General features: G+C 62.5%; 13 protein-coding genes and 1 other RNA gene. 9 read left to right on the top strand and 5 right to left on the bottom strand.

Annotated features, from left to right (window positions below):
- Positions 1-461 precede the first annotated feature (461 nt).
- Complete coding sequence (gene uvrA / locus FAZ11_RS22780; RefSeq protein ID WP_058783093.1) at positions 462-3,296, bottom strand: excinuclease ABC subunit UvrA; 2,835 nt, start codon at positions 3,294-3,296, stop codon at positions 462-464.
- A 269-nt stretch (positions 3,297-3,565) separates the two neighbouring features.
- On the opposite strand from uvrA, the gene FAZ11_RS22775 reads away from it, so the two are divergent.
- Entirely contained in the window at positions 3,566-4,954 is a 1,389-nt protein-coding gene (locus FAZ11_RS22775) for an MFS transporter (protein WP_058773777.1), read from the top strand.
- 25 nt (positions 4,955-4,979) lie between these two features.
- Positions 4,980-5,525, top strand: a complete 546-nt coding sequence (ssb, locus tag FAZ11_RS22770; RefSeq protein ID WP_058773778.1) for a single-stranded DNA-binding protein — start codon at positions 4,980-4,982, stop codon at positions 5,523-5,525.
- A 54-nt stretch (positions 5,526-5,579) separates the two neighbouring features.
- Here the strand turns inward: ssb and ssrA are convergent.
- Positions 5,580-5,932, bottom strand: a transfer-messenger RNA (tmRNA) gene (gene ssrA / locus FAZ11_RS22765).
- An 82-nt stretch (positions 5,933-6,014) separates the two neighbouring features.
- A complete protein-coding gene (gene smpB / locus FAZ11_RS22760; RefSeq protein ID WP_058764364.1) occupies positions 6,015-6,491 on the bottom strand; it encodes an SsrA-binding protein SmpB in 477 nt (158 codons plus the stop codon).
- 173 nt (positions 6,492-6,664) lie between these two features.
- Here smpB and FAZ11_RS22755 point away from each other — a divergent pair, with 173 nt between their 5' ends.
- Both FAZ11_RS22755 and FAZ11_RS22750 read left to right on the top strand, forming a co-directional pair.
- Positions 6,665-7,099, top strand: a complete 435-nt coding sequence (locus tag FAZ11_RS22755; RefSeq protein ID WP_058764362.1) for a type II toxin-antitoxin system RatA family toxin — start codon at positions 6,665-6,667, stop codon at positions 7,097-7,099.
- Positions 7,092-7,397: an RnfH family protein gene (locus FAZ11_RS22750; protein WP_058773779.1), complete on the top strand. Its 306-nt coding sequence runs from the start codon at positions 7,092-7,094 to the stop codon at positions 7,395-7,397. Before FAZ11_RS22755 ends, FAZ11_RS22750 begins: the two co-directional genes overlap by 8 nt.
- Positions 7,398-7,404: 7 nt before the next feature.
- Here the strand turns inward: FAZ11_RS22750 and FAZ11_RS22745 are convergent, their stop codons facing one another.
- Positions 7,405-7,941 (bottom strand): outer membrane protein assembly factor BamE, encoded by a 537-nt coding sequence (locus tag FAZ11_RS22745; protein WP_058766917.1) that lies wholly within the window; start codon positions 7,939-7,941, stop codon positions 7,405-7,407.
- 94 nt (positions 7,942-8,035) lie between these two features.
- On the opposite strand from FAZ11_RS22745, the gene fur reads away from it, so the two are divergent.
- Positions 8,036-8,440: a ferric iron uptake transcriptional regulator gene (fur, locus tag FAZ11_RS22740; protein ID WP_058764356.1), complete on the top strand. Its 405-nt coding sequence runs from the start codon at positions 8,036-8,038 to the stop codon at positions 8,438-8,440.
- Positions 8,441-8,503: 63 nt separating this feature from the next.
- Here fur and recN read toward each other — a convergent pair whose 3' ends face one another.
- Positions 8,504-10,171, bottom strand: a complete 1,668-nt coding sequence (recN, locus tag FAZ11_RS22735) for a DNA repair protein RecN (RefSeq protein WP_058773780.1) — start codon at positions 10,169-10,171, stop codon at positions 8,504-8,506.
- A gap of 167 nt (positions 10,172-10,338) precedes the next feature.
- Between recN and grpE the strand changes: the two genes are divergently transcribed.
- From grpE to dapB, 4 genes are all read left to right on the top strand, one after another.
- Positions 10,339-10,899: a nucleotide exchange factor GrpE gene (grpE, locus tag FAZ11_RS22730; RefSeq protein WP_058764352.1), complete on the top strand. Its 561-nt coding sequence runs from the start codon at positions 10,339-10,341 to the stop codon at positions 10,897-10,899.
- Positions 10,900-10,992: 93 nt separating this feature from the next.
- On the top strand, positions 10,993-12,918 hold the full coding sequence (dnaK, locus tag FAZ11_RS22725; RefSeq protein WP_058766919.1) for a molecular chaperone DnaK: 1,926 nt from the start codon (positions 10,993-10,995) through the stop codon (positions 12,916-12,918).
- Between the two features lie 112 nt (positions 12,919-13,030).
- Positions 13,031-14,164, top strand: coding sequence for a molecular chaperone DnaJ (gene dnaJ / locus FAZ11_RS22720; RefSeq protein WP_058764348.1), 1,134 nt, complete (start codon positions 13,031-13,033; stop codon positions 14,162-14,164).
- Positions 14,165-14,218: 54 nt separating this feature from the next.
- Positions 14,219-15,025 carry a 4-hydroxy-tetrahydrodipicolinate reductase gene (gene dapB / locus FAZ11_RS22715; protein ID WP_026083794.1) on the top strand — a complete coding sequence of 269 codons (807 nt, stop codon included), beginning with the start codon at positions 14,219-14,221 and terminating at the stop codon, positions 15,023-15,025.
- The last annotated feature ends 149 nt before the right edge of the window (positions 15,026-15,174 follow it).

The following is a 15,174-nucleotide window of genomic DNA, read 5'->3' as shown; positions in this document are numbered from 1 at the left end:
ACCCCCGCTCAGTTCATTCTGACGGGGGTGTTGTCTTTGGGGCGGGAAAAGTTTGGCTGGGGCGCTGAGAGCGCTTGGGGCCGAAGCCGGCAGGTCAGGTAGCTCGGGTTGCCCTCACCCCAGCCCTCTCCCCGAGGGAGAGGGGGCTAAGAGCGGTGCTCCGGAGGCTTGGGTGTGGCGGGTCAGGAAGGTGCTGTTTGGAGCCTGTCAAAGAGCAAGAGCAGTAACAGCCCGGCTGCGCCGGGCTGTTGTGGTCATCGCGGCCGTGGCGGTCAGTGATTAGGCTATTGTAGGTTGGGCTGAGCTTGAGAAGCCCAACATTCGAGCGCTATGCGTGGGCGCTGCGTTTCGGGTGGAGGCTGGGTGTTGGGCTTCGCTGTGCTCAATCCAACCTACCAAGATGAAGACATGAAAAAGCCCGGCATTGGCCGGGCTTTTTGCGTTCTGGTAGGTAGTCGGGATTACTCCCGGTCGCGTTCCAGCAAAGGCTTGAGGAAGTGACCGGTATAGGACTTCTTGTTCGCCGCGACCTCTTCGGGTGTGCCCGTAGCGATGATCTGACCACCCTTGGAGCCTCCCTCTGGCCCCAAATCCACCAGCCAATCGGCGGTCTTGATGACGTCCAGGTTGTGCTCGATCACCACCACGGTGTTGCCGTGGTCTCTCAGGCGATGCAAGACGTCCAGCAGTTGCTGGATGTCGGCAAAGTGCAGGCCGGTGGTGGGCTCGTCGAGGATGTAGAGCGTCTTGCCGGTATCCCGCTTGGATAGCTCCCGCGCTAGCTTCACGCGTTGCGCCTCGCCACCCGACAAGGTCGTAGCGCTCTGGCCTAGGCGGATGTAGGAAAGGCCCACATCCATTAGTGTCTGTAGCTTGCGCGCCAGTGCCGGGATTGACTCGAAGAAGGCGTGGGCCTCCTCGATGGTCATGTCCAGGACCTCCGTGATGGTCTTGCCCTTGTACTTCACCTCCAGCGTTTCGCGGTTGTACCTCTTGCCCTTGCAGACGTCACAGGCGACGTAAACGTCCGGCAGGAAGTGCATCTCCACCTTGATGACGCCGTCGCCCTGGCAGGCCTCACAGCGACCGCCCTTGACGTTGAAGGAGAAGCGCCCCGGGGTGTATCCGCGGGAGCGAGACTCCGGAACGCCGGAGAACAGCTCACGGATCGGGGTGAAGAGGCCGGTATAGGTCGCCGGATTGGAGCGCGGCGTACGGCCGATGGGGCTTTGGTCGATATCTACGACCTTGTCCAGGTGCTGCATGCCATCGAAGCTGTCATGGGCGGCCACCTCTAGGGTCGTTGCGCCATTGAGCGCCGTGGCAGTCAGTGGGAACAGGGTGTTGTTGATCAAGGTCGACTTGCCCGAGCCGGACACCCCCGTCACGCAGGTCAACAGGCCAACCGGGATTTCCAGATTGACGTTCTGCAGGTTGTTGCCGCGTGCGCCCTTCAGCTTCAGCAGCTTCTTCTTGTCCCGTGGCGTCCGCTTGGCCGGTACCACGATCTTCTTGCGACCCGATAGGTACTGGCCGGTGACCGAGTCTGGGTGCTTCATGACCTGATCCGGGGTACCTTCCGCGATGATCTGGCCGCCGTGCACGCCTGCGCCGGGACCGATGTCGATGACGTAGTCCGCCAGGCGAATAGCATCCTCATCGTGCTCGACGACGATGACGGTATTGCCCAGGTCGCGCAGGTGGGTAAGGGTGCCCAGCAGACGTTCGTTGTCGCGCTGATGGAGGCCGATGGAGGGCTCGTCGAGGATGTACATGACGCCTACCAAGCCCGCGCCGATTTGGCTGGCCAGGCGGATACGCTGAGCTTCACCGCCAGACAGGGTATCGGCACTGCGATCCAGGGTCAGGTAGTCGAGGCCGACGTTGACCAGGAACTGCAGGCGCTCACGGATCTCCTTGAGGATCTTGTCGGCGATTTGTTGCCGCTGGCCCTTGAGGGTGAGGTCCTGAAAATACTGGGTGGCATCGCCGACCGGAAGGCGGGTAACCGCCGGCAGCGTCTTGTCGCCGACCCAGACATGCCGGGCTTCGCGCCGCAGGCGGGTGCCGTTGCAATCTGGGCAATGCTGGGTGCTCAGGTACTTGGCCAGCTCTTCGCGCACGCTTTGGGATTCGGTCTCGCGGTAGCGGCGCTCCAGATTGGGCAGGATGCCTTCGAATGGGTGGGCGCGCTTGACGATGTCGCCACGGTCATTGAGGTAGCGGAAGTTGACGCTTTCCCGTCCGGAGCCACTGAGGACCGCCTTACGGTGCTTGTCATCAAGGCTTTTGAACGGCTCATCCAGGCTGAAACCGTAGTGACTGGCCAGCGAGCCGAGCATCTGGAAGTAATAGACGTTGCGTCTGTCCCAACCACGAATGGCGCCCTCGCTGAGGCTGAGCTCCTCGTTGACCACCCGCCGAGCATCGAAGAATTGCTTCACACCCAAGCCATCGCAGGTCGGACAGGCGCCGGCCGGGTTGTTGAAGGAGAACAGCTTGGGTTCGAGCTCTCCGATGGAGAAGCCGCAGACCGGGCAGGCGAAGCGCGCGGAGAAGACGATCTCCTCGCCGTTCTCGCCCTCCATGGGCGCGATGATGGCGATGTCGTCGGCCAGCTTCAGGGCGGTCTCGAAGGACTCCGCCAGGCGCTGCTGGAGGTCTTCCCGAACCTTGAATCTATCCACTACCACTTCAATGGTGTGCTTCTTCTGCTTGTCGAGCTTGGGTAGTTCGTCCATCTCGTGCAGGCGGCCATTGACGCGCACGCGCACGAAGCCCTGGGCACGTAGCTCGTCGAAGACTGACAGATGCTCACCTTTGCGCTCGCGCACGATAGGGGCGAGCAGCATCAGCCGCTGGCCCTCTGGCATGGCCAGCACCTGGTCGACCATCTGGCTGACTGTCTGGGCTTCCAGGGGCACGTCATGTTCCGGGCAGCGCGGCGTGCCGACCCGGGCATAGAGCAGGCGCAGGTAGTCGTAGATCTCGGTGATGGTCCCGACCGTGGAGCGCGGGTTGTGCGAGGTAGACTTCTGTTCGATGGAAATCGCCGGGGACAGACCTTCGATGGTGTCCACGTCAGGCTTTTCCATCATCGAGAGGAATTGGCGGGCATAGGCCGACAGGGATTCCACATAGCGACGCTGGCCTTCGGCGTAAAGGGTATCGAAAGCCAAGGAGGACTTGCCGGAACCGGACAGTCCGGTGATGACGATGAGCTTGTCCCGGGGGAGGGTAAGGTCGATGTTCTTCAGATTATGGGTGCGGGCCCCACGGATGAGGATTTTATCCACGTAGACTTCTGCCTCGTTTTGGCGGCGCTTCAATAGGAAAGAGGTCTCGTCTCAGGCTGCGGCTATCTGCCGCGCCTGTGAGAGAGGGGTCAAGACTGGTAAAATTGCTGGCCCGACAGCGGTGATCGGGCGTTCGTGGTCCTGGCGGTCGGGAATGTTCGGACGAGCGCTCGGCTATCTTCACCGCTTCCTCCCTAAATGGTCATTGTCACGACTGTTTTAAAGCTGTGTGGCGACACAAAAACTTGTCGCCGACGAGAGGATTATCAATGCTCGACAAGCGCAGCGAAGCCATGAACGGCGTTGAGCGCCGTGCCGCCCTGGGGCTGGCCCTGGTCTTCGCCTTTCGTATGCTCGGTATGTTCATGGTGCTCCCGGTCCTGGCTACCTATGGTCAGGAGCTGGCGGATGCCACTCCGGCACTCATCGGCCTCGCCATCGGTGCCTATGGTTTGACCCAAGCGGTCTTGCAAATTCCCCTGGGGACGCTTTCCGATCGCATCGGCCGGCGCCCCATCATCATAGGTGGACTGCTGGTGTTCGCCCTTGGTGCCGCCATCGCCGCCAATGCCCACTCCATCTGGGGGGTCATCGCCGGTCGTATCGTACAGGGTGGCGGAGCTATCTCCGCGGCGATCATGGCGTTGCTGTCGGACCTGACGCGTGAGCAGCACAGGACCAAGGCCATGGCGACCATCGGCATGAGCATCGGGGTGTCCTTCGCCGTGGCGATGGTGGCCGGACCGCTGCTGACCCGCGGCTATGGTCTCTCCGGCCTGTTCTGGGCGACCTGTGGCCTGGCCCTGGTCGGCCTGGTCATAGTGATGTTCCTGGTTCCGCGCCATGCGTCGCCCTTCTCGCATCGGGAGTCGAACCTGGCGCGCCAGGCGCTGGGGGCGACCCTGCGCAACCGTGACCTGCTACGGCTGGACTTCGGCATCCTGTCGCTGCACGCTGTGCTGATGGCGAGCTTTGTCGTACTGCCGCTCGCTCTTGCCGAGCGTGCGGGACTGCCCAAGGAAGAGCACTGGTGGGTCTATCTTACGGCGCTGGTGGTCGGCTTTTTCGCCATGGTCCCCTTCATCATCTATGGTGAAAAGAAGCGGCGCATGAAGCGTGTGCTGGTGGGGGCCATCAGCGTGCTGGTGCTGTGCGAGCTGTACTTCTTTTTCTTCAGCAACAGCCTCGTGGCCTTGGTCATCGGCATCGTGGTCTTCTTCACCGCCTTCAATTTGCTGGAAGCCTCGCTGCCTTCGCTGGTAAGCAAGGTGGCACCGGCAGGTGGCAAGGGCACCGCCATGGGGATCTATTCCACCAGTCAGTTCCTTGGCTCCGCATTGGGCGGTATCCTGGGCGGCTGGCTGTTCCAGCATGGTGGCCTGTCTACTGTCTTCCTGGGTTGTGCTGCGCTTTGCCTGGGGTGGGCGGTGATTGCTGGTACGATGCGTGAACCGCCCTATGTCACCAGCCTGCGATTGCCTGTCACGCCCGCGCTAGTCAACGACCAGGGACTGGTCGAACGCCTGTTGGCCCTAGCCGGAGTGACCGATGCGGTGGTGGTGGCGGAAGAGCAAGCCGTCTATATCAAGATCGATACTAAAATCGTCGATCGAGCGCAACTGGAGCGACTGGTAAGCCAAACGCCAGTCGCCGCTTGATCGCCAGTCTCATCAGGAGATTCATATGGCCCGTGGCGTCAACAAAGTCATCCTCGTCGGCAATGCCGGCGCCGATCCCGAAACCCGTTACATGCCCAATGGCAATGCGGTGACCAATGTCACCCTCGCCACCAGCGAGAGCTGGAAGGATAAGCAGACCGGCCAGCAGCAGGACCGTACCGAATGGCACCGCGTGGTGTTCTTTGGTCGCCTGGCCGAGATCGCGGGCGAATACATCCGCAAGGGTTCCCAGGTCTACGTCGAGGGCTCGTTGCGTACGCGCAAGTGGCAGGGGCAGGACGGTCAGGATCGTTACACCACCGAAATCGTGGTCGACATCAACGGCAACATGCAGCTGCTGGGCGGCCGGGGTGGCAATGCCGGTGGCAACGACGAATACAACCAGAGCGCGCCGGCGCCCCAGCAGCAGCGTGCACCCCGTCCGCAGCATTCGGCGCCGCAGTACGACAATGGCGGCAGCAGCAATAGTCGTCCCCAGCAGCAGCCCAAGCCGCAACAGCAGCCGGCGCAGCAGGACTACGATAGCTTCGACGACGACATCCCGTTCTAAGGGGCTCGATCGCCGGACAAAGAAAAAGGGCAGCCAGTGGCTGCCCTTTCGTTTTGGTGGAGGCGGGGGGATTTGAACCCCCGTCCGCCAGCTCTCCGCTATCGGTTCTACATGCTTAGCCCTGTCTACTGAGTTAACCCATTGCGGCCCGACGGGCAGGGTGCTTTGGGCGAGCTGTATAAGTTTTAGCCGTTACGTCTACAGCGAACTTGGCGGCGATCCTGTTCTATCTGACAGTCGTTTCGGGTTTACAGGCATCCCCTAGCGACTGCTAGCCGCATTAAGCAGCTAGAGCGTAGTTGTCGTCGTTGGCAACTATAAGTTTGCAGCAGCGAATTTACGAGTTCTGCTACCAGCTCGGCATGCCCCTCAAGTTTCGTTACCGGCGTCGAATCCTAATCGCCCCCAAAACTTGCTGGTCGTTCACTATAGAAACTCCGGCCGCCCTACGCAAGTCATTGTCGACGAAACGTTTTTCGGCGGCTTCGGTTACTTGGCATCCTTGCGGATAGCGCGCTGGATCTCACGATCAGAGTCGCGCTCGCGCTCGGTGGCGCGCTTGTCGAATTCCTTCTTGCCCTTGGCCAAGGCGATCTCGCACTTGACCAGATGCTTCTTCCAGTAGAGCGACAAGGCCACGCAGGCATAGCCCTTCTGCTGCACGGAGCCGAACAGCTTGCCCAGCTCGCGCTTGTTCAACAGCAATTTGCGAGTCCGCGTCGGGTCGGCGATGACGTGGGTACTGGCGGTCTGCAGCGGGGTGATGTGGCTGCCCAGCAGCCAGGCTTCACCGTCCTTGAGCAGCACGTAGCTGTCGGTCAGCTGCGCCTTGCCGGCTCTCAGGCTCTTGACCTCCCAACCTGCCAGGGAAACACCGGCTTCGAAACGGGTGTCGATGAAATATTCGTGTAGCGCTTTTTTATTCTGCGCGATGCTGCCGGGGGAGACTTTCTTTTGCTTGGCCATGATTCCAGGGTACAGCGTGTCAGGGGAAATGTCGCCACGCGCTTGAGCGGGTATGAGCAAACACGGACAATACCGCGGCTTTGGGCTACGGCAGGCTGGTGCGGGAGTAAAATGCGTGCGCCGCCCTCGAATTCAAGGTCCGACACCGATATTCGCTATTCTACGAGGTTACGATGACCACGCACATCCAACGTTCGGCGTTGCTGCCCTATCCTGCTTCGGCGCTCTATGCGCTGGTCAATGACGTGGCCCGCTATCCGGAATTCCTGCCGTGGTGCTCGTCCGCGCAGATCCTGGAGCAGGATGAAAGGCAGATGCGTGCCGGTTTGACCGTGGCCAAGGGCGGCCTTAGCCAGCAGTTCGTGACCCGCAATACCCTGGTGCCGAACGAGTCCGTCACCATGGACCTCGAAAAAGGACCTTTCAAGCAGCTTCATGGCGTCTGGTCCTTTAAGGCGCTAGGCGACAAGGCCTGCAAAATATCCCTGGATCTTTCCTTCGAATATGACAGCGCCATCGTCCGGGCGACCCTCGGGCCGTTGTTCAATCAGGCAGCCAACACCATGGTGGATGCCTTTTGCCAGCGTGCCCGAGCCCTGTATGGCTGACAGCCTCGCCATCGAAGTGGCTCTGGCGCTACCGGAGCGGCAATGGCTGCTGAGCCTGCAACTGAGGGAAGGCGCTACTGCCGAGCAGGCGGTAGTGCATTCGGGGTTGCTCGAGCACCTGGCGCCCACGCAGCGTGAGAACTATAAGGTCGGCATATTTGGCAAACTGGTTGCCAGGCCAGCTGAGCGCAAGCTGGCGCAAGGGGATCGTGTCGAGATCTATCGGCCGCTGCTCGCGGATCCCAAGGAGAGTCGCAAGCGGCGCGCGGAAAAGGCCAGGCTGAAGGCTGGCCTTTAGTCGAGGATCATTGTGCGTCGGTACGGATGCGCTCGGGGGTCGGCACGGCTGCCGGGCGAGCACTGTCGATCTCTTTCTGGATGGTGTCTTCGGTCGAGCCGGGAGCAGCCGGGGTCTCGGGAGCAGCGGTAGGTGCTGCGGGCTCGGCGGGGGCGGCGGTTTCCACGCTCGTACCGCTGTCGGTACCCATGATCCGCTGTTCACGGCTGGCGCCAGGCATGAAGTCGCCGGAGAGTCCACTCAACTGGTTATTGCCGTTGAACACCAGGCTGACACGCTCCTGCTTACGCTGGCCACCAGCCGCCTGCATGCTATAGAGGTAATCCCAGCGATTGGGATGGAAGGTGTCTTGGATCAGCGGCGTACCCATGATAAACCGGACTTGCTGCCGGGTCATTCCAGGGCGCAACTGGTCTATCATGTCCTGGGTGACGACGTTGCCCTGTTGGATGTCGATCTTGTAAACCCCCGGCAGAGAGCAGCCGGCGAGCATGGCTAGGCTGATCAGAGAGAGCCCGGTCAGCGTTTGCTTGAGGTTTTGCATCGGTGGGAGACTTCCACTATCTTGCTGGGCAACGAAGCCCCGATCATACCCGTATTCCCGAGAGCTGCGAAAGCACTCGGCACCGAGAAAGAGCATGGTAGAGAACAACGAACTCCGCAAAGCGGGTCTGAAAGTGACCCTGCCGCGCGTCAAGATATTGCAGATGCTGGACACTGCAGAGCAACGCCACATGAGCGCTGAAGACGTTTACAAGGCGCTGATGGAGGCCGGCGAAGACGTGGGTCTGGCGACGGTCTACCGTGTCCTCACGCAGTTCGAGGCCGCTGGTCTGGTGGTGCGCCACAATTTCGATGGTGGCCATGCCGTGTTCGAGCTGGCTGATACCGGGCACCACGATCACATGGTGGACGTGGATACCGGTGAAGTCATCGAGTTCACCGACGCGTCCATCGAGAAGCGTCAGCGTGAGATCGTCGAAGAGCACGGTTTCGAGCTGGTCGACCACAACCTGGTGCTGTACATCCGCCAGCGCAAGTGAAGATCCAGACACGAAAAAGGCGACCTCTGAGTCGCCTTTTTCGTGTCTGGTGGCTGCCTGCTTCTAGCGGCTGACCACCAGCTTGCGAGCGTGGGCTAGGGATTCGCGGGTCAGGTCGACGCCACCCAGCATGCGCGCCACCTCTTCCACGCGCCGTGCGCGGTCGAGTTTGGCAACGGCGGTGCGCGTCTCGTCGGTACCGCGTTCCTTGTGCACGAACAGGTGCTGATGCCCTTGGGCGGCGACTTGGGGCAGGTGGGTCACCGTCAGCACCTGACCCCGCTCGCCCAGTTGCCGCAGCAACTGACCGACGACCTCGGCGGTCGGGCCACCGATACCAACGTCCACTTCGTCGAAGACCAGCGTGGGCGTGCGTGAGGTCTGGGCGGTGATGACCTGGATCGCCAGGCTGATGCGCGACAGCTCACCGCCGGACGCCACCTTGGCCAGCGGGCGCAACGGTTGCCCGGGGTTGGCACTGACGCGGAATTCGATGCCTTCGTTGCCCAGCGGCTGAGGTTCACCAGAGGCACCTGGGGTGAGGGTGATGCTGAAGCGACCCCCGGGCATGCCCAGGCGCTGCATTTCGGTCTCTACCGCAGCAGCGAGCTCCGGAGCGCGCTGCTCACGCAGACGGCTCAGTTCACCAGCCTTCTCCTGATAGTGGCGCTCGAAGGCGGCCAGTTCTTCCTGCAGGCGTTCCAGGGCGACGTCGTCGGCATCCAGGGACTGCAATTCGTTACGGAGCTGCTCGTGCAGCTCCAGCAGGCCTTCGGGCTGAACGCGGTGCTTGCGCGCCAGGCTATACACGCTGTCCAGGCGCTCCTGCACAGCTTGCTGGCGCTCGGGGTCAGCTTCGAAATGGTCGACGAAGCGATTGAGTTCGTTCATCGCCTCCTCGATCTGGATCTGGGCGGAGGCGAGCAGGTTACTGGCCTCCTCGATCTGCGCTGGCGGGCGATCGAAGGCAGTCAGCCGAGCCACGCTGGCGTTCAGCGCGGAAAGGGCGTTGCCTTGTTCGTTTTCGGTACAGAGGTCCATGGCCTGGCGGCAGGCCAGCAGGATGTGCTCGGCACTCGCCAGGTCGCTCTGCTCCTGCTCCAACGCCTGGAGTTCGCCTTCGGCCAGGGCGAGATTGTCGAGTTCTTCGAGTTGGTAGCTCAGCAGCTGGTGGCGGGCGCGCTGTTCGTCGCCATTGCGGGTCAGACGTTCCAGGGTCTGGCGCACCTGACGCCAGCGCTGAGCGGCGAGCTGGACCTGGCGAACCAGTTCGCCGGCACCAGCGTATTCGTCCAGCAGTCGGCGGTGGGTATCGAGACCCAGCAGCGACTGATGTTCGTGCTGACTGTGGATGTCGATCAGCAGGCCACCCAGGGTCTTGAGATCGGCCAGCGGGCAGGGCGAGCCGTTGATGTAGCCGCGCGAACGCCCTTCGCGGGTGATGACGCGGCGCAGTAGGCAGGGGCCATCTTGCTCCAGATCGCGTTCAGCGAGCCATTGGCGGGCTTCGGGTATGTCGGCGATGTCGAAGCTGGCCAGGACGTCGGCCTTGTCGGCGCCGGGCCTGACCGCGTCGCTGTCGGCGCGATCGCCCAGGGTCAGGCCGAGGGCGTCGAGCATGATGGACTTGCCGGCGCCGGTTTCGCCGGTGATCACGGTCATGCCGCGCTCGAGGTCGAGGTCGAGGTGTTCGACAATGGCGTAGTTGCGGACGGACAGGTGCACCAGCATGCGACGATCTCCGAGGGCGATTTTCTGGTTGTTTATACAGTGCCTATCGAGCACTGGCAATCCATACAGCTCTTGAAGCGTCGGCCGGTGGCCCCATATAGGCGCCATCGATCAAGGCGTCGTCCATTAGAGGGCGCGCCCACCGGCATTATCTACAGGAGGACCCCATGGCCGACGAACAGAACTCCCAGATCCCCGAGCACGAGGCCCAGGGCGATGCCCCGCACGAAGACCTGACTGCGCGCGTCGCCACGCTCGAAGAGCAACTGGCCGCTGCCCAGGACCAGTCGCTGCGCAGCGTCGCCGAACTGCAAAACGTGCGTCGCCGTGCCGAGCAGGACGTGGAGAAGGCGCACAAGTTCGCCCTGGAGAAATTCGCCGGCGATCTGCTGCCGGTGCTCGACAGCCTGGAGCGCGGCCTGGAGCTGTCCAATGCCGCGGACGAGACCCTCAAGCCCATGCGTGAAGGCATGGAACTGACCCTGAAAATGCTGCAGGACACCCTCAAGCGCTATCAGGTCGAGGCCGTCGATCCCCACGGCGCGCCCTTCAATCCCGAACACCACCAGGCCATGGCCATGGAAGAGAGCGCCACCGCCGAGCCGGGCAGCGTACTCAAGGTGTTCCAGAAGGGTTATTTGCTCAACGGTCGCCTGCTGCGGCCGGCGATGGTGGTAGTCAGCAAGGCCCCTGCAGCGCAGCAGCCGAGCATCGACGAAAAGGCTTGAAATTCTGTCGCTCGGCCCCATCTGGTAGGCAAGCGAACATCAAAGGCCCCCTGAGTGGGCCGCGCGGAATCTGAGATTTCTGGAGAAGATTACATGGGCAAGATTATCGGTATCGACCTGGGGACCACCAACTCCTGCGTCGCGATCCTCGAAAACGGCAACGTCAAGGTACTGGAAAACGCCGAAGGCACCCGTACCACGCCGTCCATCATCGCTTACACCAACGATGGCGAGACCCTGGTCGGCCAGCCGGCCAAGCGCCAGGCGGTGACCAACCCGCAGAACACCCTGTACGCGGTCAAGCGCCTGATCGGTCGGCGTTACGAAGAAAACGTCGTGCAGAAAGACATCCAGATGGTCCCCTACAAGATCGTCAAGGCAGACAACGGTGACGCCTGGGTCGAGGCCAAGGGCCAGAAGATGGCGCCGCCGCAGGTCTCTGCCGAAGTCCTGAAGAAGATGAAGAAGACCGCCGAGGACTACCTGGGCGAGGCCGTGACCGAAGCGGTCATCACCGTACCGGCCTACTTCAACGACAGCCAGCGCCAGGCCACCAAGGATGCCGGTCGCATCGCCGGTCTGGACGTCAAGCGCATCATCAACGAACCGACCGCCGCGGCTCTGGCCTATGGTCTGGACAAGGCCAAGGGCGACCACACCGTGATCGTCTATGACCTGGGTGGCGGTACCTTCGACGTCTCGGTCATCGAGATCGCCGAGGTTGATGGTGAGCATCAGTTCGAGGTGCTGGCCACCAACGGCGATACCTTCCTGGGTGGTGAAGACTTCGACATCCGTCTGATCGACTACCTCGTCGAGGAATTCAAGAAAGAAAGCGGCATGAACCTCAAGGGTGACCCGCTGGCCATGCAGCGCCTGAAGGAAGCTGCGGAAAAGGCCAAGATCGAGCTGTCCTCGGCCACCCAGACCGACGTCAATCTGCCATACATCACCGCCGATGCCAGTGGTCCCAAGCACCTGAACGTCAAGGTCTCCCGCGCCAAGCTGGAGTCCCTGGTGGAAGAGCTGGTCGAGCGCACCATCGAGCCGTGCCGTACCGCCCTGAAGGACTCCGGCCTGGATGTTTCCGACATCCACGAAGTCATCCTGGTGGGCGGTCAGACCCGCATGCCGCTGGTGCAGAAGCGTGTGGCCGACTTCTTTGGCAAGGAAGCGCGCAAGGACGTCAACCCGGACGAAGCCGTCGCCATCGGTGCTGCCATCCAGGGCGCCGTGCTGGCCGGTGACGTCAAGGACGTGCTGCTGCTGGACGTCACCCCGCTGACCCTGGGCATCGAGACCATGGGCGGCGTGATGACCGCGCTGATCGAGAAGAACACCACCATCCCGACCAAGAAGTCGCAGGTGTTCTCCACCGCCGACGACAACCAGGGCGCCGTGACCATCCATGTGCTGCAGGGCGAGCGCAAGCAGGCCGCGCAGAACAAGTCGCTGGGCAAGTTCGACCTGGCCGAGATCCCGCCGGCGCCGCGTGGCGTACCGCAGATCGAGGTGACCTTCGACATCGATGCCAACGGTATCCTCAACGTGTCCGCCAAGGACAAGGCCACCGGCAAGCAGCAGTCCATCGTCATCAAGGCGTCCTCCGGTCTGTCCGAGGAGGAGATTCAGCAGATGGTGCGTGACGCCGAGGCCAATGCCGACGAGGATCGCAAGTTCGAAGAACTGGCCGCGGCCCGCAACCAGGGTGATGCCCTGGTGCACGGTACCCGCAAGATGCTGACCGAGGCGGGCGACAAGGCCACGGCCGAAGAGAAGAGCGCCATCGAGAAGGCCATCGGCGAACTGGAAACCGCCGTACGTGGCGATGACAAGGACGCCATCGAAGCCAAGATGAACGCCCTGTCCCAAGCCTCCGCGCCGCTAGCCCAGAAGCTCTACTCCGAGCAGGGCGCTGCCGGTGCCGAAGGCGCCTCGGCCAAGGCGGACGGTGAAGCCAAGAAGCCCGGCGACGACGTGGTCGATGCCGAGTTCGAGGAAGTGAAGGACAACAAGTAAGCTCCGTGCTTACCGCACCTGACGGGCTTCGGCCCGTCGGATCCGCCACGCGGGAGCCTGCTCCCGCGTTGGCGTGTCTGGAGGGTGAGAAAATTTAAGGTGCAGAAAGTCTATGGCCAAACGTGATTACTATGAGGTGCTCGGGGTCGAGCGCGGCGCCAGCGAAGCCGAGCTCAAGAAGGCCTATCGACGCCTGGCGATGAAGTACCACCCGGACCGCAATCCCGGGGACGCGGCTGCCGAAGAGCAGTTCAAGGAGGCCGCCGAGGCCTACGAAGTGCTGTCCGATGCGGGCAAGCGCTCGGCCTATGACCAGTACGGCCATGCTGGCGTCGACCCGAGCATGGGTGGCGGTGGTTTCGGTGGTGCGGCCGGCGGCGCGAGCTTCTCCGACATCTTCGGCGACGTCTTCAGCGACTTCTTCGGCGGGCGCGGCGGCGCCGGTGGCCGGGGCGGTCCGCAGCGTGGCGCCGATCTGCGCTACACCCTGGACCTGGATCTGGAAGAGGCGGTGCGCGGGACCACGGTCACCATCCGCGTGCCCACCCTGGTCGAGTGCAAGGTCTGCGACGGCAATGGCGCCAAGCCGGGTACCTCGGCATCCACCTGTCCCACCTGCGGTGGCATCGGCCAGGTGCGCATGCAGCAGGGATTCTTCTCGGTACAGCAGACCTGCCCGCGCTGCCACGGCAGCGGCAAGATCATCCCCGAGCCCTGCACGGCCTGCCATGGCCAGGGCCGCGTGGAAGAACAGAAGACCCTGTCGGTCAAGGTGCCCGCTGGCGTCGATACCGGCGACCGCATCCGCCTGAGTGGCGAGGGCGAGGCCGGCACCCTGGGCGGTCCCAGCGGCGATCTCTACGTGGTGGTCAACGTGCGCGAGCACTCGATCTTCCAGCGTGACGGCAAGCACCTCTACTGCGAAGTACCGATCAACTTCACCGACGCCGCCCTGGGTGGCGAGCTGGAAGTGCCGACCCTGGATGGCCGGGTCAAGCTGAAGATCCCCGAGGGCACCCAGACCGGCAAGATGTTCCGCCTGCGCGGCAAGGGCGTGACGCCCGTGCGTGGCGGTGGTGCCGGTGACCTGATGTGCAAGGTAGTGGTGGAGACGCCGGTCAACCTGAGCCGTCGCCAGCGCGAGCTGCTCGAGGAGTTCCGCAACACCCTGCAGAGCGACAGCTCCCATTCGCCCCGGGCCAGTGGCTGGTTCGACGGCATGAAGCGCTTCTTCGACGACCTCTAACCCGGCTTGGGCGTCGTCGTCAGGCGGCGCCCGGCCAGCAGCCTGGAGCTGATGATGCGACGTATAGCTGTAATGGGCGCCGCGGGGCGCATGGGCAAGACCCTGATCGAAGCGGTCCAGCAGACCCAGGGCGCCGCCGGCCTGACCGCTGCAGTGGATCGGCCAGAGAGTAGCCTGGTCGGTGCCGATGCGGGCGAACTCGCGGGCATCGGCCGCAATGGGGTGATGCTGTCAGGCGATCTGGCACGCGTGCTGGATGATTTTGATGTCCTCATCGACTTCACTCACCCTAACGTGACCCTGCAGAACCTGGCGCTCTGCCGCAAGGCGAAGAAGGCCATGGTCATCGGTACCACCGGCTTCACCGCCGAGCAGAAGCTGACCCTGTTGGAAGCGAGCAAGGAAATCCCCATCGTCTTCGCCGCCAACTTCAGCGTGGGCGTCAATCTATGCCTCAAGCTGCTGGATACCGCCGCCCGGGTGCTGGGTGACGAGGTCGACATCGAGATCATCGAGGCGCACCACAGACACAAGGTCGATGCCCCGTCCGGTACCGCCCTGCGCATGGGTGAGGTCGTCGCCCAGGCTCTGGGTCGTGACCTGGAAGAGGTGGCCGTCTATGGTCGCGAAGGCCAGACCGGTGCCCGTGATCGCCAGACCATCGGCTTCGCCACCGTGCGGGCCGGCGACGTGGTGGGCGATCACACCGTGCTGTTCGCCAGCGAAGGTGAACGCGTGGAGATCACCCACAAGGCCTCCAGTCGCATGACCTTCGCCAAGGGCGCGGTCCGTGCGGCGCTATGGCTCAAGGACAAACAGCCGGCGCTATATGACATGCAGGACGTGTTGGAGTTGCGCTGATCGGCCTGCAGGGGTGCCAGTCGTGATCAATTCGTGTACAATGCAGCTTTAGTGTATCCACTAAAAGCTAGCGCAGAATGAAATCACAACATTAAAACGGGATGACTCTTCGAGATGTCATCCCGTTTTTTTGCACCCTGCGTTTGCCC

The organism is Pseudomonas rhizoryzae (assembly GCF_005250615.1).
GTDB lineage: Bacteria > Pseudomonadota > Gammaproteobacteria > Pseudomonadales > Pseudomonadaceae > Chryseomonas > Chryseomonas rhizoryzae.
The sequence above is the reverse complement of the archived record's forward strand: the minus strand, read 5'-3'. Positions and strand labels throughout refer to the sequence as shown.